We start from the raw sequence: 22,024 nt of genomic DNA, 5'->3' as shown, positions 1-22,024 counted from the left end.
CCGTATAATTTAATTTTTTTCAAATTTAACAGCCCTATCTATAACAAATATCAATAAAAGGAATTGTTAGTTCCCCCCGTTTTTGCCTAAAATACAGCATTCGTAATTAGAACCATATTTTTTAGGTAGCTGTCGCCATGACCTTCGTTGTCACTGAAAATTGTATTAAATGTAAATATCAAGACTGTGTGGAAGTTTGCCCTGTAGACTGTTTTTATGAAGGCCCTAACTTCCTTGTAATTAATCCAGACGAATGTATCGACTGTGCGTTATGTGAACCTGAATGTCCTGCCAATGCAATTTTCTCCGAAGATGAATTACCAGAAGGCCAAGAAGTGTTTATCGAATTAAACGCTGAACTTTCACAAACATGGCCAAATATCACTCAAATCGGCGACCAGCCTGCTGACCGTGAAGAATGGAACGGTAAACCTGATAAATTACAATATCTTGAAAAGTAATTTAGCGTATTTTAAAAAAGATCAGTACATACTGATCTTTTTTTTATACTCATAACACACATTTCATTGCAATATTCTCCAATTTTCTCCGCATATTTAGTCTAGAATAGCGCTATTTTATAAACACTTGTATTTCTTTAAATGAAGCAATTTTCAAAGGGACTTTTAGGTCTATGCCTAATCCCGCTGATATTTGTGGGTTGTGCAACCACAAAACAACCCGGTCGTGTAAGCCCTGCAGATGGAAAACGGATTTATATTCCACAAGAACGGGTTCAATACGATCGCAAAGCACGGTCTAAAACCGTTCCTTATGTTTATACACACTGGGTTTCAGCACTCGACAATCTGTCACGTGTACGTGAATATGAAGTTTATCTAGAACGTCATGGGGTGGGTAATATCATTCCAAGTTTTGAGCTGATGCGGACAGCACGCGATTGGGCCAAGTGCGGCCGCTCACAATACATGATTCCAAGTCGTGAATTATGGGCCAATCAGGTACCGACTTTACGAGTATTTAAATATCTGGTCGCAGCCAATGTACTGACAGATTTTGAAGTGACTTCAGTTTATCGCGACCTACCTTTAAACCGGTGTGCAGGTGGCGCCAATTCTTCCCGACATCTGTTTAACTCAGCGATTGATTTCAGAATCGGACCAGAATATCCGCAAGCCCAAGACTATACTTATATTGAAAATACCAAATTTAAATTGTGTCAATTCTGGAACCAACATGGTCAAAGCCTGAATATGGGCTTGGGGTTATATGCCTCCGGCCAGATTCATATTGATACTCAGGGTTATCGCACTTGGGGTCCTGATCTGACCCGCAACTCTTCAATGTGTAATTACTAATACATTACTTCTGCTATACAAGGCATAGTAGTGGATTTGTATAGTGTAAAAATCATTCAATTATTGAACAATAAATTGCGCTATGCCGCGAAAAGTTTAAAATGCACCCATCGCAACAAAGGTGCTCATACTATGCAACAAATGTGGACAGATATTGACGGCTACATTGATTCACATTTAATCCCTGAAGATCCGATCCTGACCCAGACGCTTGAAAATACCGCCGCACATGGCTTCCCAGACCATCTTGCAGTTGCACCTAATCAAGGCATGCTCCTGCAAATGCTGATTCAGATGAACCAGTGCAAACGGGTATTAGAATTGGGAACTTTTGCTGCTTATAGCACCATGTGGCTGGCGCGTGCCCTGCCTAAAGATGGGTATATCCTGACCATTGAAGGACGAGATACTCATGCCGCTATGGGCCAGGAAAATATTGACCGTGCCCAGCTTAAACCAACAGTCGAGCTTAAGTGTGGCCGTGCAGCAGATGTCCTGAGGGCATTACCTGAAGATACTGAAGCCTTTGACTTTATTTTTATTGATGCCGATAAACAAAGTTATCCTGAATATCTGGAACTCAGCTTAAAGCTGTCACGTTCCGGTACTATCATCTTTCTGGACAATGTAATTCGTGCCGGCGAGATTATTAATCCGGAGAATAAAAAACCCAGTATCGAAGGTATTCGGGAAATGTTCCAAGCCATGGAAAATCATCCAAAAATTCTGTCTTGTACTGCTTTACAGACAGTAGGCAGTAAAGGACATGATGGTTTTGCACTCGCGATTGTGAAATAAAAGCTTACGCACAAAAATCAACCGATAATATATTTTCTATAAATAACATGGTTTTATAAAATATAACCACAGAGTTATCCACAATTTATGAGGATAACTCTGGTTATTTTTAAATCAATCTGTAACAAATAATCTGGTGATTAAATTCTGTCTTATGTTTACCCTCTTGCTTACTTGACGACCAGTAAAGGCACTTTTGAATTACGGAAAATTGTGGTGGCAATACTTCCCAGGAAAAACTGATGAATTTTGCTATGACTAAATGCGCCCAGTACAATCAGCTGGATGCCCTGCTCCTGCTGATAGGACAAAATATTTTCAGCCACCTCTCCATAACGGTATTTCGGAATCACTTCGAGTCCAGCCTGAGTTAAATATTGCAGAGGTTCATTCAGAACCTCCACATGATCCCCAATATATAATAAATGGCACTCTAGCTGACGTAACAAATCACTTTCTGCAACCCGTTTCATCATTTTAAGGCAGGTTGGAGAGTATTCATAAGCAAAGATAAAACGTGTAGGTGGCTTGAATTGCTCTCCTACCGTCATGACCGTACAATTGGCGCCACGGATAAAGTTTTCCACGTTGGTGCCAACGGGTTTGTTTTTTTCGGCAGAACGTTCTCCAATTAATCCGATCACGGCAATATCATCAGGTCGTAAAATCTGAAAGCTCTGTTCCAGAAAATCCCCTTTTTCCTGAATATGCGTAGTCGGAATGCTATATTCCTTAAAAATACGGTCAGAGATATGCTGAAGTAAATTATTACTATAGTTAAGTGCAATCTCACTTTGTTTTTGTTCTAGCTCCGCCAGTTCTTTAAGCAACATCGCATTACTTTCAAAGCCAATGACCCCGCTGATTTCTCCCAGATGATAACTGGCCGGATAATAGTCCACGACCTGTAGCAGCACCAGCTCACGTCCGGTCTTTCTGGCAATCCAGGCGGCAGCATCGGCCAAGGCATTGGTACAGGGTGAGGAATCTATGCAGGCAATGACACGTTTCATGTTTAGCCCCTCTCATTATAATAAAATTTTCTTAGTTATTTTTAACTTAGCATATGTTATTAACAATGTGCAGCAAAATCTGTATGGCTTAAATTGAAATATGTTAATTTTTATGTGATTAAACTAAGTACTAGATTGATTCTAGGCAGGGTGCTAGCGAATCCACCTTAATCTCGATAGCGGATCAATTTGGCCGGATTACCTACCATGATGGCACGCGCTGCAACATCTTTGGTCACCATGCTGTTCATGCCTATAATGGCCTGATCTGCAATCTTTACCCCATCCTTGATGCCCACATGAGCGCCTAACCACACATCCCGACCAATTTCAATTCCTTGGGAACGAACCGGCTGCTGATAAATCGGCTGTTCCAGCGCCATTCCATGATCAAAAGCATAAAGGTGACAATACGCAGCTAGACGCACCTGATCATGTAATTTGATACCGACCCGCCCCCCATCCAGAATACAATGATGATTTATTGCTACTTCATTGCCAATCTCTAGTGGACCATGCAAGGTACAATCTGCGGCAATAAAAGTATTATCCCCAATACTAATCTTGCGGCCCGGTTCGGCAAAAATATGTGCCAGCGGAGAAATAAAACAGTTTTTGCCTATTTCGACCGTTTCCATCTCCATGAGATAGGCCTGATATTCCTGCTGCCACTCTTCTGCCCAACCCCTATGTTTAGGCTTTAGGGAGTAGTACAGCCAAGGCATATAATTCAGACGATGCTTATGCTGTTCACGGTATTTGAGCAGCGGATTTATCTCAGTCATCTGTGTCTTCTTCTATGATCTTCAGTTGTTCACGGCCACGGGTCACATCCTGAAGTTTTAAGGCAAAAGCTTCGATCTGATGCGCCTGAAACAAGGCACTGACCTGCACCCCTTCGGCAATATATTCTTCTTGGTAATCAATATCCTGCTGATTCAATTCATATTGAAAAATAGCCCATTCATTAAACTGGCAAAAGAAACTGGCTTTTTTCTTTTCGATTAGTTCAATTTTTTCTGCCAACAGCAAGCATTGTCCGGCACAGCCACCATAAGCCCGCACCAGTCCACCAGTTCCCAACTTGATTCCACCATACCAGCGATTAACCAGAACCAGTATATTGGCCAACTCATTGCCTTCAATGGTCGCCAGTATGGGCCGACCTGCGGTCCCTGAAGGCTCACCATCATCATTAAAACGCACCTGATGGCCGATTTTCCAGGCCCAGCATTGATGCGTGGTGGTCGTATCACGGTAAGTTTCCAAAAAATCCTTCACTTCCTGCTCATTTTCTACAGGAGTTGCAAAAGCCTGAAAGCGGCTTTTTTTAATTTCTTTTTCAAAAGTCACTAGACTGGCAATGGTAAATGGCATAAATTCAGGCTGTTAACACTCAGACTTAAAGTATACCCGCTTTGCACAATGAAATAAAAAAGCCTCTTGATAAAGAGGCTTTTTTATTCAGCTCATACCCAGCTTAGCGTTCACGCAAGGCTTCCTTGGCTTTGTTAAACGGCTTGATCAGATAATCCAAGATGGTTTTTTCACCCGTACGGATATCCACTGTAGCCACCATCCCCGGCGTAATATTAAATTCCTGTCCGGTCTTATTACTCAGTTTGTCACTATCTGTGCGGATATATACCCGGTAATAGAACTGATCCTGTTTGACTTCATCACGCAGAGTATCCGGTGAAATCACCGTCACTTTACCTTTTAGGCCACCATAAATGGAATAGTCATAAGCGGTAATCTTGACCAGTGCTTCCTGATCCGGGCGGATAAAGGCAATATCACGAGGTGAAATACGCGCTTCTACCAAGAGTTTTTCATCCAGCGGGACAATGGTCATCAGCTTGCCATTTTGCGGAATCACGCCGCCCAAAGTCATAACATCAATTTCTTTAACCACACCGCGTACGGGTGACTTAAATACAGTCCGGCTTAAGGTATCTGATTTGCCACGTACAATCTGCTGCTGGGTTTGTACATCGGTATTTGCCTTAGACAACTCTTCCCGCGCCTGTACAAAATACTGGTTACGAATGTCATTCATCTGATTCTGCAAGTCATTGGCTTCGCGTTTTAAGCGCAAAACTTCTACTTCACTGGCAGCGCCTTTGGCCACCAGAGGTTCTGTCATTTCCAGTTCTTGTCGTACCAGCACCAACGCCTGCTTAAGCCCAGCCAGTGAGTCTTCCAGATTGGCACGACGTGACTGATACAGCGCTGTTTCTTCTGCGACCAGTTTTGGATATTTCAATACCTCTTCTGGAAACTCTAAAGCTAGACCACTGACTTCTGCACGTAAACGCGCGGAGGTCGCACGTGATGCGACAAGTAAGGATTCTGACTCACCCACATTCGATTCAAAACGTGTAGGGTCCAGTTGGGCCAGCACCTGCCCCTGCTCGACAATTTCACCTTCCTTGACATTTAACTTGGTCAGAATTCCCCCTTCCAGAGACTGAATGACCTGTTCTTTGGAAGATGGAATCACTTTACCGGTACCGGTCGATACTTCTTCCAGCTTAAACAGCCAAGCCCATGTCAATAGAATTAACAGCCCAATACCGATAATCCAGATAATGACACTAGACTTGGGTAAAGGAGGCTCCTGAAAGCTGGCTTTGGTTGAACGTTTTAATTCTACTTGTTCGCTCATGTACTTGCTCCAGCTGCCCGTTTTGTTCCAGTTGGTGACTGATTCAAAATCTGGTCACGTGGTCCATCCATCACAATCTTGCCTTCATTGACCACAATAATCCGGTCCACCAACTCCAGAACAGCGCGGCGATGCGTGGCTACAATCATGGTCCGGTGAGTGAGATAGGTTTTTAAATGATCAATAAGCTGTTTTTCCGACACATCATCCAGAGCCGCAGTCGGTTCATCCATTAATACAATATTGGGCTGACGGATCAATAATCGCGCCAGCATCAGTGCCTGACGCTGGCCACCTGAAAAGCCTACGCCACCTTCCAGAATAGTATGATCCAGCCCTTCCTTTTTCTCCTGCACAAATCCCAGAGCACCAGTAATCTGAAGCGCTTCGATAAGCTGCTGATCGGTTGCCAATGGTGCACCAAGCGTCAGGTTTTCACGAATAGAGCCATAGAACAATTGTGAGTGCTGATTAAGCAAGCCCATATCCCGACGCACGTCTGCCGGATCAATCAGGTTTAAATCGAGTCCATCGAGTTTAACTGTACCTTGTATAGGCACCTGCATTCCCGATAGCAACTGTAACAGGGTTGATTTTCCAGCACCGTTTCGACCAAGAATCGCAATTTTTTCTCCCGGTTTAATTTCCAGTTTTTGAATCATTAAACTCGGTTTTGTATCATCTTCGGTGTATTTAAATACCACATTATTCAGCTCATAATGGCCACTTAAAACCGGACGATGAATCAGGTGAGCATAATCAGGCTGGTCTACCGGTTTTTTCATCAACTCATCCAGCCCGGCTTTTGCAGCTTTCGCCTGCTGTAAACGCCCCAAAACACCTGTTAGTTGTGAAATCGGTGCAAGCATACGTGAAGACAGGATTGAACAGGCCACCAGTGCACCGGTTGTCATTTCGCCTTCCATAACCGCAAAGCACCCCACCAGTACCACAATTGCAAAGGTTAAACCCTGAATTTTTTGAGTCCATGCGGTCATCAAGCCGACAATTTTACGTTGCTGCATGCTGACATCAGCAGAAACTTCGTTCATATGATTCCACTGATTCTGGAAACGGGCTTCTGCACGTAATAGCTTGACATCTTCAATGCCTTGTACGGCCTCTACCAGCAAGGCATTACGGATGGAGGATTCACGCATCCCCAGCTGAGCCAGCTCTGCCAGTTTTTTCTGTGCCAGAATACCCGGCAAAATCATTAAGGGTACAACCAGCAGCATCACCCAGAACAGGTTGCCGCCAATGATCCAGAAAATCCCCAGAAACAGGAAGAAGAATGGAAGATCTGCAATTGCGGTCACAGTGGTTGAGGTGACCAGTTCACGCACCCCTTCCAGTTCTCGAATCTGTGAAATAAAAGTACCGGTAGATTTGGAGCGCTCACTATTTTTAATTCGGAGCGAATGTCCAAAGACCCGGTCAGAGATTTTCAGGTCTGCGCGTTTTCCAATAATATCGGAGAGATAAATCCGGGAGACACGCAAGATAAACTCAAAAATCGCCGCAATGAGTACCCCACTTGCCAGCACCCATAAGGTAGGAACGGACTGGGATGGAATTACCCGGTCATAGACATTCATTGAAAATACGATGGTTGCCAGTGCCAGAATATTGGCAATCAATGAGGCAAACATAACATCGATATAACGCTTCCAGTCATTCAGAACAATGGACCAGAACCAGTTTTTTTCAAAGGGCTTGATATATTCATCAACACGGGCATCAGGTACGGATGATTCGGGACGTAAAATATAAAGATGTTTTACCCCTTCATTCAGCTGCTCGACTTTAAATACCTGAGAAAGACCTTGATCTCCACTCAGTTGAACACTGACATTTCCTGCCGTATCAATCCGCTCAATGACACCCACATCACCGTTCTGAAACTCAACCAGCAGAGGTAAACGCCACGGGTTTAGCAAACTGCTGTCAAAGTTATTTTTACGGACATTTAAACCAATCTGGCGGCTGACGATTTTCAGTATCTCATCAGCATCCTGATGCTGACTCCAATCTAGCTGTAAACGGATCCGCTCTTCAGAAGGCTCGATTCGATAATGTTTTGCAATATTCAAAACCGCTTGGAGCCACGGTTGATAATTTATTATAGTACTCATGGCTGAACTTCAAATCCTTGAATTGAAATATCATTAAGCGCATAAAGATCGCGCGTACGACCAGTGACCTGAATATATTGCACAATCGCAGCATAAATATCATAACGCGCTGCCTCAATCTCTTGAGCCGCACTATGAATCGCCTGCTCGGCATTCAACAGATCCACCACGGTACGCGTACCTAATTTATATTGCTCTTGATAAAGCTCTTTGGTCCGGGCAGTGGTCGAGCGGCGTTTGGCCAAAACATCCATCTGCTTTTGCTTGTTCTCTATCTGTTCACGGATAAGACGGATTTGATCCTGCACATCCAAATAAACGGTATTGACCTGAGCACGCGCTGCTTCTTCGGCAAAACTGGCTGCACGAGCCTGAGAACGCATCGCTCCACCTTGATAAAAGTTACTGCTGGCTTCCAGCATAATAGAATTGTAGAAACCGTCATCTTCATTATTATTCGGGTTTCGCCCATTCACGGCCTGGCTTACACTACCTTTCAAGTTAAAGGTCGGATAGCTGCTTAAGCGTGCCTGATTTTTCTGTAAGCGTGCCACTTCCACACCGGCATTGGCCAAAATCATATTGGGAATCCGGGTAAAATCAGGATCTTGATACAGATGGGCTTGCTGCACAATCTTCTCTGGAATGACCCATTCAATATGAGAAACATCAAATCCCAGCAGATTGCGCAAGCGCTGCTGGTACTGTCTTAACTGGGTTTGCTGAATCAGTAGATTCGACTCTGCTGCTTCAAGATTGGATTGGGCCTGGATAGGGTCAGCCTGACTGCTGATTCCGGCTTGGGCACGTAAATTCGCAATTTCTGCGATCCGCCCAATGCCCTCAATCTGTTGCTGGGCAATCTTGGTAATTTCCTGATAGCGCTTGATATTAATAATGGCATCCGCAACTTCCAGAGCAACCTGATCCAGACTGATCAGTACACGTGCCTGCTCTTCTGTCAGTCTGGCTTCTTCGACACTGACATTGGTTTTAATTTTGCCAAAATCATATACAACTTGAGTAGCATTTAAAGAAATGACCTGCCGCCCACGCTCTCCGGTAGTGAAATCACCTGTCCCTAGTCCCCCGGATATCTGGGGATAATAGGCGGCTTTCGCTACATCAATACTGGCAGCCTGCGCAGATAATTGAGAAACACTTTGTGAAATTTCAGGACGCCTTTGTACCGCTGTATGCACTGCATCAATTAAACCCATTTTTCGGGGCAAAGCTACAGCCATTGGATTGACTACACCCTGTCCTGACTGCGGGCGTATCACATGAGGCAGCTCCGCGACTCGGGAGGTATCCATAGAGTATTGACTTAAACTAGACATCTCCACCTTATAGGCAGAAGAGGTAGGCTCAGGAGCAATCAGTTTTCCAAAACTATTTTTTATATTTGAAAAATAGCTGGTTTCTGCATGAACGAGAGAGATTTGCAGAGGAAAAAGGAAAAACATAAATATTCCACTTTTCACGTAAACTTTCCTCTGACTTTTAACGCTGTGTTTTACCCGAAATAACATGATTTCTTATATTTTACATTTTGCAAAGACTATAACAAAGTTTGTTTAAAAAGACTGTGTTCTTTCAAATAAATGCTTAAAAAAATTCCCTCATCATTCTAAGCTGATAATGAGGGAATTTTAAAGAAAATAGTAACGGACTTAAACAGTAAAATCATCACCCAAATAAACTTTTCTCACCGTCTCATTGGCCAGAATTTCATTCGGCGTACCCTCTGCAATGACAGCACCCTCACTGACAATATAAGCATGCTCACAGATCGCCAGAGTTTCACGTACATTATGATCGGTGATCAGCACCCCAATTCCACGTTCTTTCAAGGTCATGATAATGTCTTTAATATCACCGACCGAGATTGGATCGACCCCTGCAAAAGGTTCATCCAAGAGCATAAATTTCGGATCAGCAGCCAATGCCCGTGCGATTTCAGCACGACGGCGTTCTCCACCGGAAACACTCATCCCTAATGAATCTTTGATATGAGTAATTTTAAAATCTGCCAGCAATTCCTTGAGGCGCTGCTGACGTTGTTCCTTATTCAAATCCTTACGGGTTTCCAGAATTGCCATAATATTTTCAGCGATAGTCAATTTTCTAAAAATAGAGGCTTCCTGTGGCAAATAGCCAATGCCTTTACGGGCACGTTCATGCATGGCCAGATCAGATAAATCCAGATCATCCAGATGAATTTCACCTTTATCCATGCGCACCAGCCCGACTACCATATAGAAACTGGTGGTTTTTCCGGCACCATTAGGACCCAAAAGCCCTACAATCTGACCACTCTCCATGCTGAAAGAAACATCTTTAACTACCCAGCGTTTGCTATAGTTTTTTGCCAGATGCTTGATGCATAAAGTCTGAACCTGCTGCACTTGCTCCATTAATCACGTGCTCCCGGGAAGGACTGACTCGCAGATGGCGGAATCACAATCTCTACACGACCTGAAGATGAACCGGTTTTGTTCGGTGTACCGATGGCCTCGATATCCCCTTTGTTCATACTGTATTTAAGGATATTACCGCGAATGCTGGCACCATCCTGCTGCAGATAAGCATTGCCTGACAGGGTAATAATACCGGTTTCAGCATTATAAACAATTTTTTGTGCTTGCCCTTTCGCCAGACCTTTCGCCGCGTCTATTTTTTGCTGGAACCGAGCCGGACTACCTGTTGCAGTAATAACACTGATCTGCTTTTTACTGTTCAGATTGGCCACAATTGAGTTGGCCTGCAACCTCATAGTGCCCTGCTCGATAATGACATTCCCGGAATAAGTGGTTACCCCTGTACGCTCATTAAAGGTTGCACGGTCTGCCAGCAGGGTAATTGCCTGATTACGGTCAGATGGCAAAGCGAAAGCCGTCACCGAACAGCATCCGGCTATCGTCACGAGCGCCATGCGCTTCAGGAAAGTGCTCATTATTTTAACTCTACGAATTTGGTTCATACTTTCCTCGAATATTAAAGAACTCGTATTGACCATCATTAAGATCGGCTTTAAGCCCCTGACTCACAAACTCGGCTTGGGGAGAATCCACCAGAACGGTTTTGTCGGTTTCAATTTCACGTGTTTTCGGAAAACCTGTCAGCTCATCCGTACGAAAGCGGATTCTTCCATTGTTCAGGATTTTGGTCGCGATCACGCCATCTGAAAGTACCACTTTTGTATTATCATCATAACCATTTCCCACCTTGGCAATAAAAGTGGCCTCTACTTTGCCATCTTTATAGGTGGAAGCTAGCAGATTTTTCAGATGCGAACTTCGTTGCTGTAGGTTTTGCTCCAGCTCATCGACTTGTGCACGAACTGACAGCATGCCATTTCCATCAGTTTGGGTTAAGTTAATATCCTTGGCAGAATAAGTCATGCTGCGGGCAGAATCTGTCTGCAGCTTGTTGCCTTTTCCACTGTAATAGTAATAACCACCACTTATTGCGGCAATAATGACAGCCGTAAGGTATAAAAATCTAGTATCCATAAGCGGTGTACTTAATCCAAATCGTATGAATTATTAATAAGGTGCACGCATATATTTTTCAAGTAACTCTTGGTATACGCCTTTAGAGGTCAGCAGCATATCGCAAATTTCACGCACTGCGCCGCGCCCGCCCATGGCCTGAGTCACCAGATCGGCACGACGGCGAACTTCCACATGACCATTCGGTACTGTCACCTTCATGCCAGCAATGGCAAATGCAGACAGGTCTGGCCAGTCATCCCCCATATACAGGCAATCTTCTACCGCAATCTCCAGTTGTGCACAAGCCTCACTCAAAGCCAGGCCTTTGTCTTCACGACCCTGATAGACCAGATCGACTCCCAGATCTGACATACGCTTTTCAACGATATTACTTTTACGTCCAGTGATGATAATCACTTTGATGCCAGCCTGCTGAACCAGTTTCATCCCCAAGCCATCGCGAATATCAAAAGATTTGATTTCATCGCCTGTATTGGTCAACGTGACAAAACCGTCGCTTAAAATACCATCTACATCTAGCACCAATGCCTTAATATGACGTGCCTGCTCTAGTAATACATAAGATGCCATCGATTAATTTACCCCAGCCTGAATCAGGTCATGCATACTGATCACACCAATCACCTTATTGGTCTCATCCACCACTACAAATTGGTTTATTTTACGCTCGTTCATACGTTCCAAGGCTTCGACTGCACGTGCTTCCTGAGAAATCGTCCATGGATTTTGAATCATCACGTCCTGCACCAGAAGATTAACATCAAAACCTTGCTGTTTATCAATCAGGCGTCGCAAGTCACCATCGGTAAAAATTCCGAGCAAACGCTCCTGCTCATCCACAATTGTGGTCAAACCTAAACGCTTATCAGAAATTTCATAAAGCACTTTATTCATCGGGGTATCAGGTGCGACCTTCGGCAAATCTTCCCCCGTATGCATCAAATGCTTTACATGCAGCAGCAAGCGCTTACCAAGCGCACCTGCAGGATGTGATCGTGCAAAGTCATCTGAGGTGAACCCGCGAGCATCCAGCAAGGCCACTGCCAGAGCATCCCCCAGTGCCAAAGTGGCAGTCGTTGAAGATGTCGGTGCCAGGCCCAGTGGACAAGCTTCCTGAATATCGCCCAAAGTCAGGGCAACATCAGCATTTTGTGGCATCGGGCCGCGATCATCACCACTAATGGTAATTAAAGGTACACCAAGGTGCTTGATCAAAGGCATCAGCATCATGATTTCATCACTTTTGCCTGAATTAGAAATGGCAATCAGCACATCTCCTTCGACCAGCATTCCTAAGTCACCATGCCCCGCTTCACCCGGATGCATGAAAAAAGACGGCGTACCTGTGGAAGCAAAGGTGGCTGCCATTTTACGGCCAATATGACCGGATTTCCCCATCCCAGTGATGACCAGACGCCCTTTGCATCGCAGGATAATTTCACATGCCCGACTAAAACGGCCATCAATCTGCGTAGCTAAAATCTGTAACGCATTTTCTTCAATACGTAATGTTTCAAGTGCAACCTTCTGGAAATCGAATAAGTTCGCTGTTTTTTCTTGATTCAAAGCCTGTTTACCTACACTAAGGACAGAGAAAAACTTTCGTGAGATACGAATAATTTTCGCAATTTTATCATATCTATGTGAATCGCAGTTTTGAAAATAGTGTGCTTTTAATAAAACTTAAACAGAATGTCTTTAAATTCTTCATTCGCCCCAAATCTAGAGCTATACAGTTCTCTTTTCCTGATCGGTTTTTTATAGTTTTTTAGCAAGCAATAAAAAACCCTAATCTTTCGATCAGGGTTTTTAAAATTCTGGAGCGGGAAACGAGACTCGAACTCGCGACCCCAACCTTGGCAAGGTTGTGCTCTACCAACTGAGCTATTCCCGCAATATGGAAATGGATTATAGAGAGTTTCTTACAACTGTCAACTCTCCATGCAATCAAGTGTCGAATTAATCAGCACGACGCCATACTGTTCCCTGACGGGTATCTTCCAAAACCACTCCTTGATCCAGTAAGGACTGACGAATTTCATCGGCACGGGCAAAGTTTTTGTCTTTTTTAGCGTCTTGGCGCTGCTGAATCAGATCTTCGATCTGTTCTTCAGTTAGCCCCAAAGCATCCTGCCCAATATCAGATTTTAAAAACTCATCGACATTGTGCTGTACCAGCCCCAGAATATTGGTTAGGTGGCTTAAAGTAGCATACAGAATAGCAGCCTGTTCAGCCTTGTCCTCTTTAACCGCGCGATTTAGTTCTTTATTGATTTCAAACAGGACTGCAATTGCCTCTGCCGTATTAAAGTCATCACGCATGGCGGCATTGAAGCGCTCCACCAAGGTTTCATCCAAGTTGTCTACTCGCTTGTCACCATAAACAGCCTGATACGCCTTAAATGAATGATAGAAGCGTGACAACGCAGTTTTAGCTTCCTTCAGTGCCACATCAGAGAAGTTCACTGGACTACGGTAGTGTGAAGACACAATGAAATAGCGAATCACTTCCGGATGAAACTTTTCCATAACATCACGAATGGTAAAGAAGTTACCCAGCGACTTCGACATTTTTTCGCCATCAACATTGATAAAGCCCACATGCATCCAGTAGTTCACATACTGTTCACCTGTGGAGGCTTCTGATTGCGCAATTTCATTTTCATGATGCGGGAACATCAGGTCCGAACCACCGCCATGAATATCAAAGTGGTTACCCAGGCAGCAGGTCGACATGGCAGAGCATTCAATATGCCAGCCCGGACGGCCATTGCCCCATGGAGAAGCCCAGGCCGGCTCATTTTCCTTGGCATGTTTCCAGAGCACAAAGTCAAAAGGATGTTTTTTTTCAACCTCGACATCTACACGTTCCGAAGCACCTGCCTGCATGTCGTCCAGTTTACGCCCCGAAAGACGGCCATACTTTTCAAACTTTTCTACCTGAAAATATACATCACCATTTGCTGCCGGATAGGCGGTTCCCTTTTGAACCAGATTGCCAATCATGCTTTGCATCTGGTCGATGTATTCCGTAGCACGAGGCGCCTCATCTGGCTCCAAGCACCCCAAGTTGGCTGCATCTTCATTCATGGCTTGAATAAAGCGATCTGTCAGTGCCGTGATGCTTTCGCCATTTTCATTAGCACGCTTAATAATCTTGTCATCAATATCGGTGATGTTACGTACATATTTTACGTTCCAGCCCTGACTACGCAGGAAACGAATAATATAATCGAATGCAACCATGACCCGAGCATGTCCAATATGACAGTAATCATAAACTGTCATACCACACACATACATGTCGATATGCCCTGCTTTGCGTGGAACAAATTCAACTTTTTTACGTTGCTCTGAGTTATATAGAACAAATGGTTGCATAGGTCTTCTAAAGTACGTTTACAAATGATCACTCATCTTAACCTAAGCATTATTTTTCATAAAGTTTTAAGAATCATTTTTATAGCTTCCTTGAAAACAATTTCTATATGAAATTAGAGCCTCACCCCCCGTCTTTCTAGTTGCTAAATGAAAGTGAATAAAATAATGGCTTTGCAATAACCATCCACTGATCAATGTGAATGGTTTTCCTGCCCTTTGTGTGGCTCATGTTGATGCTGTTCTGGTAGACAATGCTCATCTTCAATTTGCAGGGTCATTTCGGTAATATGATGCGCATGCTTCAACATCTCAAATGCCTGCTGATGTAGTTTTTTATAATCAACCTCTGGCGCAACCAGATGAACCGTTAACATGACTTTCTTAGAAGTAATGGCCCAGACTTTTAACTGGTGAATCTCTTTCACGCCTTCCAGTGACAACAGATCATTACGCAGCTTTTCAATATCAATTTCATCTGGCACACCTTCCAGCAGGATATTGATACTTTGTTTCAGCAAAACCCAGGTGCGTGGCATCACCCAAAAACCAATCAGGACGGCAATCAGCGTATCAATCCACATCCATCCGCTAAAATAGATCATGATGGCCCCGATAATGACGCCGACTGAGCCTATCGCATCACTTAGCACTTCCAGATAAGCCCCTTTAACATTTAAGCTTTCCTGACTACTAGAAACCAGAATCCTCATTGAAATCAGATTGATGATCAGACCAAGTACCGCAACGGCCAACATGCCCACAGTTTGAATTTCAGGAGGATGACTAAAACGCTGATAGGCTTCAAACAGGATATAAATCGCCACCACAAAAAGCATGAGCGCATTAAACAGAGCAGCCAGAATTTCAAATCGCTGATAACCAAATGTACGTTTATCATCTGCCGGTTTTTGGCCAATTTTAATCGCCGCCAATGCAATGGCCAGTGCGGCTGCATCAGTAAACATATGGGCAGCATCAGAGAGCAATGCCAGACTTTGGGTCATGAAACCTGCTATGACCTCTACAATCAAAAAGGTCGTGGTCAGAAGCAATGCCAAGGACAGTTTTTTAGCATTTTTAGCACTGACTTCTACATGACTGTGATCATGTTGATGTGAGCCTCCCATACAATGCTCCTTCTATTTTTAATATTACCTTTGATTTTAAGCTGTTTTTTCGCTGCTTATTTTCAATACTACGTTGGAACTACTGATATTTAAACTCTTTTTTGTATAGTCTGGTTCATCTAAAAATACACAGATCACATAATTGGGATAAAACTCCCATCAGGAATGTCTATCCTCGGTCACTTAAATCTCCACCCAATTTTTATAGTCTGCCTATAACAGCCATAGCTATCTGCATAACCCAGCCTCAATAAAAAATAGCTTAGGCACCTAACTTTGCATTTTCCTGAATCCAGGACTGAACCGAACTACGCTGGAAATTACGTTGGATATACGCCTGAATTTTTTCAGGCAGTTCAACCTGATGACTAAGTAAGCGGTGTAGCATAAAGGCCAGATCAAAGTCGGCAATGGACCAGTGTTCAGTTAACCAAAGTTCCTCTCCTAATACAGTGTCTGTGACTGCCAATAAACGCTGAATATCCTGCATGGCCTCGGCTGAAAAAATGGCAGGTACTTGAGGTGGCACAAAAATTGAATCTGAAGGCATTGCCTGCCGGATTGAGATAAAGTCAGTTTTTACCAAGGCCTGAACTGCGCGGCACTTTGCTCTGGCTTTAGTTTCATCAGGATAAAGTGCGGGATACTCCGGGAATGGAAAGGTGTTTTCCAAATACTCCGTAATGGCCAAAGATTCAAATAAATGAAAATCATTAACCACCAAACAGGGAATTTTGCCAGTTGGACAAATTCTGCAATAAGCCAGAGAGTGTTGTTCCTGCTGATCCAGATCAATCATTTTTTCCTGAAAATGAAGTCCTTTTTCTGTCAAAGCTACATACACTGACATGGCATAAGGGCTGATACGTTTTTTATCAATATAAAGGCAGATGTTTGGCATTTTTCTTCTTGAACTCTTTTTCTCTATTATCGTTACTCTACCGCTTTTCCGGCTAAAAAGGAAAATACGGCGGTACCATGATACCAAGCTGTTTTCATGTTTAACCTCAGGCTAGCTTGAGCACAGAAGCTCTTTCTAGCACACCCAGCCTTTGAGTTAAAAAGACTTCTATTTTTATGCAAAATGACGTTAAATCAATATTTCCTTTTTCAATCTCACCATTATGCTGAACCTGGACCATTTACCCGATACTGTATATGTAATTCAACATCTGGCTTTTGAGGATTTAGGTGCCTGGGAGGATGTCTTTTATCAATTGGGACTACGGGTACGCTATTTTGAAGCCGGTGTAGATGACTTGCGTCAAGCGTATGAGCACTCAGGTCTGACTGTTATTTTAGGTGGCCCGATTGGGGTTTATGACACAGAAGACTATCCTTTCTTACATCAGGAAATAGACTTACTTAAAGTTCGTTTGAAAAAGAATCTCCCTACTTTAGGTATCTGTCTAGGTGCTCAATTGATTGCTCATGCACTCGGTGCTCGAGTCTATGCAGGACCGTATAAAGAAATCGGCTGGTCTCAACTCAACCTTTCCTGTATTGAAAACAACCCCTTAGAAGATTTAGAAAATATTAATGTACTGCACTGGCATGGTGACAGCTTTGATTTACCTGAACAGGCAATATTGCTGGCTAGCTCCAAACATTACCCAAATCAAGCCTTTCGTGTGGGTTCAAATATCCTGGCGCTACAATTTCATGCTGAAGTGGCCAGTGACAGTCTGGAAAAATGGCTGATTGGCCATAGCTCTGAGTTGCGTCAGGCAAAGATTAATATTCCTGAATTACGAACTGCCAGTCTACAGTTTGCTCCTACACTTGAAGCAACTTCACACACTGTATTAAGCAAATTTCTGGCGCAATTAAATATGGCCTCCAGGCCAGCGGCATTTTAGACCAAGACCTGACTCTTACCTGTAGAAATTTTATGGGCACATGATTTGGGATTGCTATGATTCATTTTTCGCCCTGATCACTAGGGCCAAAGCTTTCTCTGTGACACCAAGTGCCATCCGGTAGTCTAGACAACAGACTTTATGTTCAGCCTTAGGTATTTTACTGAGTATTCCAGTGGTCAGTCTGGGCGCTCAGTGGCCCATTTTCCATTTTATAAAATTGTCTGGTTATAACAGGTTTTAATAATCTTTGGCGGATTCTCTATCTGTTTTATCTGGGCAGTCTGATGTTGAGGTCAAGTTTAAAGCTTCCCTTCCCAGACCAGAAAGCAAGATTGCAATCCTCCTACCATCAACCTTCATACTTGAAACTGTGACTTCAAGGCTTTTACACCAATATGATGGCACCCCCAAAGCCCTGATTGACTTCAACAGTATTTTTCTTGGGCAATTCGTCCTCCAGCAGCTTAGCCGAACAATCTTCTCTTTTGGTTCAGATCTTTGTAGAGAACTTATTCTGGTTTATAACTGTAGCCATTATTTTTTCGATACTAAAAATGAATCTTTATGATCAAAAATCTGTTCAATAGATTGATAGAAAGGGAGAGTTTTTATTAACTACAGCTGCCTGATTCAGCAACAAAAAAAGCACTCCAGAAGAGTGCTTTTTGATAAGTTTGTGACTACAAACTTATTTTTTAGCTGGCTGAGCAGGAATGCTTGCTTCAGTGGTAATCTGTACCGTCACTTTATCACCGACATTAGGTGTATAAGCCCCTACACCAAATGCTGAACGATCAAAAGAAGTCGTCGCATTAAAACCAATTGCAGGCACTTTAGCCATTGGGTGTTCAGCCTGTTTATTCAATACTGCATCCAGTACCACTGGCTTGGTAATTCCCTTAATGGTTAAATCACCGGTAATCTTGAAGTTCTTTTTGTCCTTCGTTTCTACTTTGGTACTTTTAAATGTAATGTTTGGGTATTTAGCCGCATCAAAGAAATCAGCCTTCAGTATATGCTCATCCAGTGCTTTTACGTTGGTATTAATACTCGACACTGGAATGGTAACATTGACCGATGACTTTTCTGGCTTCGCATTATCAACCACGATCTTACCCTGAATATCAGAGAAGTTGGCTGATGGTGTAGAGAAACCAAAATGGCTCCAGCTAAATACTGTCGCTGTATGTGTCGGGTCAATCGTATAGGTCAATGGTTTTGCAAAACTAAAAGTTGCAATGGATGCAACAGCCAACCCTAAAGTTAATGTTTTCAAATTCATGTGGTTATCTCTCATCTGAATAAGCTTCAGTTTATAGAATATTAAAATGATTACATCCCTAAAGATAAAACGTTTTGTTGCAACCATGAAACAATGAAATTGTAAATTCTCATGTAAAGCTAGGCATTTAGGCCATACGATATTGGATAAATCCGGTTTTTTTGGCCACTTTGTCATACAGGACTTGTGCCTGACGATTACTTTCCTGCGTTAGCCAATAGACCCGATCACAATTACGCTGCTGTGCCACCTGATATACATGCTCAATCAGTTTGCGCGCCACCCCCTGTCCCCGATAATCCGGATGAGTAAATAGGTCTTGCAAATAAGCATAAGGCCGCATGGTCCAGCTACTTTCATGCTCAACCACATGCACCAACCCTACGACTTTTTGATCAATGAGTGCAGCAAAACCGTACATATTGTCCTGTTCAGGGCTGGTCAGTTTTGACCAGGTGTTAGAACTCACCTCTTCTGATATTTCGGTTTGATAAAACTTTTGATAGCCTTTCCACAATACAAGCCACTCTTGTTGTGGAATTTTCATCATGTCTTTAATTGTAATTTCTGTCACGCTTAAAACAGCCCTGTAGGTTTCTATATTATTAAAAAATAATGGAATATTCTTAGTGTTTAAGTTTATACCATAATAAACACCGTTCTTTTAAAAGAATATTGATGACCATCTCTGAGGATTCGAATCAGCACCTCTATAAAACAAGTTGAACTATATTTTTGTTGATCAACAAAAAACGCCCCGAATCCGGAGCGTTTTTCTACAGCCTACTTAAAGATTAAGCAGTGATTTCTTTTACCGCCGCAACCACAGCTTCAGTGGTGATACCAAAGTACTGGAATAAATCTTTTGCAGGTGCAGATTCACCATATGTGGTCATGCCAATTACGCGACCATCAAGACCTACAAATTTCCACCAGTAATCTACATGCGCCGCTTCAACTGCAATACGTGCACGGATATGGGTCGGCAAGACTGCTTCGCGATAAGCCGCTTCCTGCTTCATGAATTCTTCTGCACATGGCATAGAGACGACACGCACACCTTCTAGCTGAGCACAAGCTTCCATCGCCAGGCTTACTTCAGAACCTGTTGCAATGATGATCGCTTTTAACTCGCCTTTTTCTTCAGCCAGTACATAACCGCCTTTTGCCACGTCAGCAATTTGAGCATCTGTACGGTTCTGGAATGGCAGGTTTTGACGAGAGAAGATCAACGCCGTCGGACCTTCAGCACGCATCAAAGCAGATTTCCAGGAAATCGCTGCTTCAACCGTGTCACATGGACGCCATGTATTCAGGTTTGGTGTACCACGTAAAGACGCAATTTGCTCGATTGGCTGATGCGTAGGACCATCTTCACCCAGACCGATTGAGTCATGCGTATAGACATGGATCACACGCTGTTTCATCAGTGCAGACATACGCACCGCATTACGCGCATATTCCATAAACATCAGGAAAGTAGCTACATAAGGAATGAAACCCCCATGCAGTGCCACACCATTGGCAATCGCAGTCATACCGAACTCACGTACGCCATAGTGTACGTAGTTACCTGCCGGATTGTCCTGTACACCTTGTGCACCCTTCCATAAAGTCAGGTTAGAGCCTGCAAGGTCAGCAGAACCACCCAGAACCTCCGGTAAAGAAGGGACCAGCGCTTGCAGGGTATTTTGACTGGCTTTACGTGTTGCAATGGTTTCGGCTTTGGCATTTACATCTGCAATATAGGCATCTGCTTTAGCGACGAAGTCAGCTGGTAATTCACCAGATAAACGACGTTTAAGTTCAGCGGCTTCAGTTGGGTATTTTGCTGCATAAGCGGCAAAAGTTTCATTCCAGGCTGCTTCTGATTCAGCACCTTTGGCTTTCGCATCCCAAGCTGCATACACATCTTCAGGAATCACAAATGCTTCGTCAGTCCAGCCTAGCGCTTCACGAGTCAACACGATTTCGTCATGACCGAGTGGTGCACCATGACTGTCTTCTTTACCTTGCTTGTTTGGTGAACCCAAACCAATCACGGTTTTACAGATAATAATAGTTGGTTTGTTCGCTTCTGCTTTTGCTTCAACAGTTGCCTGACGGATCGCATCTGCATTGTGACCATCAACTTTTAGTACTTGCCAGCCATAAGCCAGGAAGCGCTGTTCTGTATCGTCAGAGAACCAGCCTTCTACTTCGCCATCAATCGAGATGCCATTGTCATCATAGTAAGCAATCAGCTTACCCAGACCCAAAGTACCTGCCAATGAACAGACTTCATGTGAAACGCCTTCCATTAAGCAGCCATCGCCCAGGAAGCAGTAAGTGTAGTGATCGACAACCTTGATGTCGTCTTTGTTGAATTGTGCTGCTAAGGTTTTTTCTGCCAGCGCAAAACCAACAGCATTGGCAATACCTTGACCCAATGGACCAGTGGTCGTTTCAATCCCGGGCGCATAGCCCAGCTCAGGGTGACCCGGAGTTTTCGAATGAAGCTGACGGAATGCTTTCAGATCTTCAATTGAAAGATCATAGCCCGTTAAATGAAGAAGTGCGTATTGAAGCATAGAACCATGACCATTCGACAATACAAAACGGTCACGGTTAGCCCAATTCGGGTTAGCTGGGTTATGGTTCAGGAATTCGCGCCAGACCACATCAGCGATGTCTGCCATCCCCATTGGAGCACCTGGATGTCCTGAGTTTGCTTTTTGCACAGCATCCATTGCCAATACACGAATTGCGTTTGCAATACGACGTTCATTAAGCGGGGTTGTCATAAATCAGAGTCCAAAATAATTCAGAAATAGGAAATGATGAAAAGACTTTCAAAACTGTGTTCTATTGTCTTAAAAAAACAGCGAGGGGTAAAGACTCCCCTACAATATTTATCAATTTATTGATCTTGTATTTTTTTA

Annotated in this window: 21 protein-coding genes and 1 tRNA gene; 4 read left to right on the top strand and 18 right to left on the bottom strand. The window is 43.4% G+C overall.

Going from position 1 to position 22,024, the window contains the following annotated elements; translation table 11 throughout:
• Nucleotides 1–137 precede the first annotated feature (137 nt).
• The 3 genes from fdxA to NI467_RS02415 all read left to right on the top strand — a co-directional run bounded on the left by fdxA (nucleotide 138) and on the right by NI467_RS02415 (nucleotide 2,117).
• Nucleotides 138–461: a ferredoxin FdxA gene (gene fdxA, locus NI467_RS02425; protein ID WP_004973093.1), complete on the top strand. Its 324-nt coding sequence runs from the start codon at nucleotides 138–140 to the stop codon at nucleotides 459–461.
• 141 nt (nucleotides 462–602) lie between these two features.
• Nucleotides 603–1,319, top strand: coding sequence for a D-Ala-D-Ala carboxypeptidase family metallohydrolase (locus NI467_RS02420; protein ID WP_151208121.1), 717 nt, complete (start codon nucleotides 603–605; stop codon nucleotides 1,317–1,319).
• A 132-nt stretch (nucleotides 1,320–1,451) separates the two neighbouring features.
• A complete protein-coding gene (locus tag NI467_RS02415; protein WP_253150702.1) occupies nucleotides 1,452–2,117 on the top strand; it encodes an O-methyltransferase in 666 nt (221 codons plus the stop codon).
• A 170-nt stretch (nucleotides 2,118–2,287) separates the two neighbouring features.
• Here NI467_RS02415 and NI467_RS02410 read toward each other — a convergent pair whose 3' ends face one another.
• From NI467_RS02410 to yfcF, 15 genes are all read right to left on the bottom strand, one after another.
• Nucleotides 2,288–3,130 (bottom strand): universal stress protein, encoded by an 843-nt coding sequence (locus tag NI467_RS02410; RefSeq protein WP_151203149.1) that lies wholly within the window; start codon nucleotides 3,128–3,130, stop codon nucleotides 2,288–2,290.
• Nucleotides 3,131–3,297: 167 nt separating this feature from the next.
• Complete coding sequence (locus NI467_RS02405) at nucleotides 3,298–3,915, bottom strand: DapH/DapD/GlmU-related protein (RefSeq protein WP_253150700.1); 618 nt, start codon at nucleotides 3,913–3,915, stop codon at nucleotides 3,298–3,300.
• A complete protein-coding gene (locus tag NI467_RS02400; RefSeq protein WP_253150699.1) occupies nucleotides 3,908–4,507 on the bottom strand; it encodes a YigZ family protein in 600 nt (199 codons plus the stop codon). Before NI467_RS02400 ends, NI467_RS02405 begins: the two co-directional genes overlap by 8 nt.
• 103 nt (nucleotides 4,508–4,610) lie before the next feature.
• Nucleotides 4,611–5,798, bottom strand: a complete 1,188-nt coding sequence (locus NI467_RS02395; RefSeq protein WP_253150698.1) for an HlyD family efflux transporter periplasmic adaptor subunit — start codon at nucleotides 5,796–5,798, stop codon at nucleotides 4,611–4,613.
• Entirely contained in the window at nucleotides 5,795–7,933 is a 2,139-nt protein-coding gene (locus tag NI467_RS02390; RefSeq protein ID WP_253150697.1) for a type I secretion system permease/ATPase, read from the bottom strand. Before NI467_RS02390 ends, NI467_RS02395 begins: the two co-directional genes overlap by 4 nt.
• Nucleotides 7,930–9,399, bottom strand: coding sequence for a TolC family outer membrane protein (locus NI467_RS02385; protein WP_253150695.1), 1,470 nt, complete (start codon nucleotides 9,397–9,399; stop codon nucleotides 7,930–7,932). Before NI467_RS02385 ends, NI467_RS02390 begins: the two co-directional genes overlap by 4 nt.
• Nucleotides 9,400–9,606: 207 nt before the next feature.
• Nucleotides 9,607–10,350 (bottom strand): LPS export ABC transporter ATP-binding protein, encoded by a 744-nt coding sequence (gene lptB / locus NI467_RS02380; RefSeq protein WP_151203155.1) that lies wholly within the window; start codon nucleotides 10,348–10,350, stop codon nucleotides 9,607–9,609.
• Nucleotides 10,350–10,916, bottom strand: coding sequence for a lipopolysaccharide transport periplasmic protein LptA (gene lptA / locus NI467_RS02375; RefSeq protein ID WP_151203156.1), 567 nt, complete (start codon nucleotides 10,914–10,916; stop codon nucleotides 10,350–10,352). Before lptA ends, lptB begins: the two co-directional genes overlap by 1 nt.
• Complete coding sequence (gene lptC / locus NI467_RS02370) at nucleotides 10,900–11,448, bottom strand: LPS export ABC transporter periplasmic protein LptC (RefSeq protein WP_151203157.1); 549 nt, start codon at nucleotides 11,446–11,448, stop codon at nucleotides 10,900–10,902. Before lptC ends, lptA begins: the two co-directional genes overlap by 17 nt.
• Before the next feature lie 33 nt (nucleotides 11,449–11,481).
• The gene (locus NI467_RS02365) at nucleotides 11,482–12,021 is read right to left on the bottom strand and encodes an HAD family hydrolase (RefSeq protein ID WP_151203158.1); all 540 of its coding nucleotides are present in this window, start codon (nucleotides 12,019–12,021) and stop codon (nucleotides 11,482–11,484) included.
• 3 nt (nucleotides 12,022–12,024) lie between these two features.
• Entirely contained in the window at nucleotides 12,025–13,017 is a 993-nt protein-coding gene (locus tag NI467_RS02360) for a KpsF/GutQ family sugar-phosphate isomerase (RefSeq protein ID WP_151207750.1), read from the bottom strand.
• Nucleotides 13,018–13,269: 252 nt separating this feature from the next.
• Nucleotides 13,270–13,345, bottom strand: a tRNA-Gly gene (locus tag NI467_RS02355).
• 65 nt (nucleotides 13,346–13,410) lie between these two features.
• On the bottom strand, nucleotides 13,411–14,832 hold the full coding sequence (gene cysS / locus NI467_RS02350; protein WP_253150693.1) for a cysteine--tRNA ligase: 1,422 nt from the start codon (nucleotides 14,830–14,832) through the stop codon (nucleotides 13,411–13,413).
• Nucleotides 14,833–15,023: 191 nt separating this feature from the next.
• Nucleotides 15,024–15,959, bottom strand: a complete 936-nt coding sequence (locus NI467_RS02345; protein WP_253150692.1) for a cation diffusion facilitator family transporter — start codon at nucleotides 15,957–15,959, stop codon at nucleotides 15,024–15,026.
• 262 nt (nucleotides 15,960–16,221) lie between these two features.
• Nucleotides 16,222–16,860, bottom strand: coding sequence for a glutathione transferase (gene yfcF, locus NI467_RS02340; RefSeq protein WP_253150690.1), 639 nt, complete (start codon nucleotides 16,858–16,860; stop codon nucleotides 16,222–16,224).
• A gap of 223 nt (nucleotides 16,861–17,083) precedes the next feature.
• Between yfcF and NI467_RS02335 the strand changes: the two genes are divergently transcribed.
• Nucleotides 17,084–17,818, top strand: coding sequence for a glutamine amidotransferase (locus tag NI467_RS02335; protein ID WP_253150688.1), 735 nt, complete (start codon nucleotides 17,084–17,086; stop codon nucleotides 17,816–17,818).
• Nucleotides 17,819–18,509: 691 nt separating this feature from the next.
• Here the strand turns inward: NI467_RS02335 and NI467_RS02330 are convergent.
• The 3 genes from NI467_RS02330 to tkt all read right to left on the bottom strand — a co-directional run bounded on the left by NI467_RS02330 (nucleotide 18,510) and on the right by tkt (nucleotide 21,886).
• Nucleotides 18,510–19,103 (bottom strand): YceI family protein, encoded by a 594-nt coding sequence (locus NI467_RS02330; protein ID WP_253150686.1) that lies wholly within the window; start codon nucleotides 19,101–19,103, stop codon nucleotides 18,510–18,512.
• Nucleotides 19,104–19,230: 127 nt separating this feature from the next.
• The gene (locus tag NI467_RS02325; protein ID WP_253150736.1) at nucleotides 19,231–19,653 is read right to left on the bottom strand and encodes a GNAT family N-acetyltransferase; all 423 of its coding nucleotides are present in this window, start codon (nucleotides 19,651–19,653) and stop codon (nucleotides 19,231–19,233) included.
• Nucleotides 19,654–19,897: 244 nt separating this feature from the next.
• The gene (gene tkt / locus NI467_RS02320; RefSeq protein WP_253150684.1) at nucleotides 19,898–21,886 is read right to left on the bottom strand and encodes a transketolase; all 1,989 of its coding nucleotides are present in this window, start codon (nucleotides 21,884–21,886) and stop codon (nucleotides 19,898–19,900) included.
• Nucleotides 21,887–22,024 lie beyond the last annotated feature (138 nt).

This window comes from Acinetobacter sp. S4397-1, from assembly GCF_024129285.1.
Classification (GTDB): domain Bacteria; phylum Pseudomonadota; class Gammaproteobacteria; order Pseudomonadales; family Moraxellaceae; genus Acinetobacter; species Acinetobacter lwoffii_C.
The sequence above is the reverse complement of the archived record's forward strand: the minus strand, read 5'-3'. Positions and strand labels throughout refer to the sequence as shown.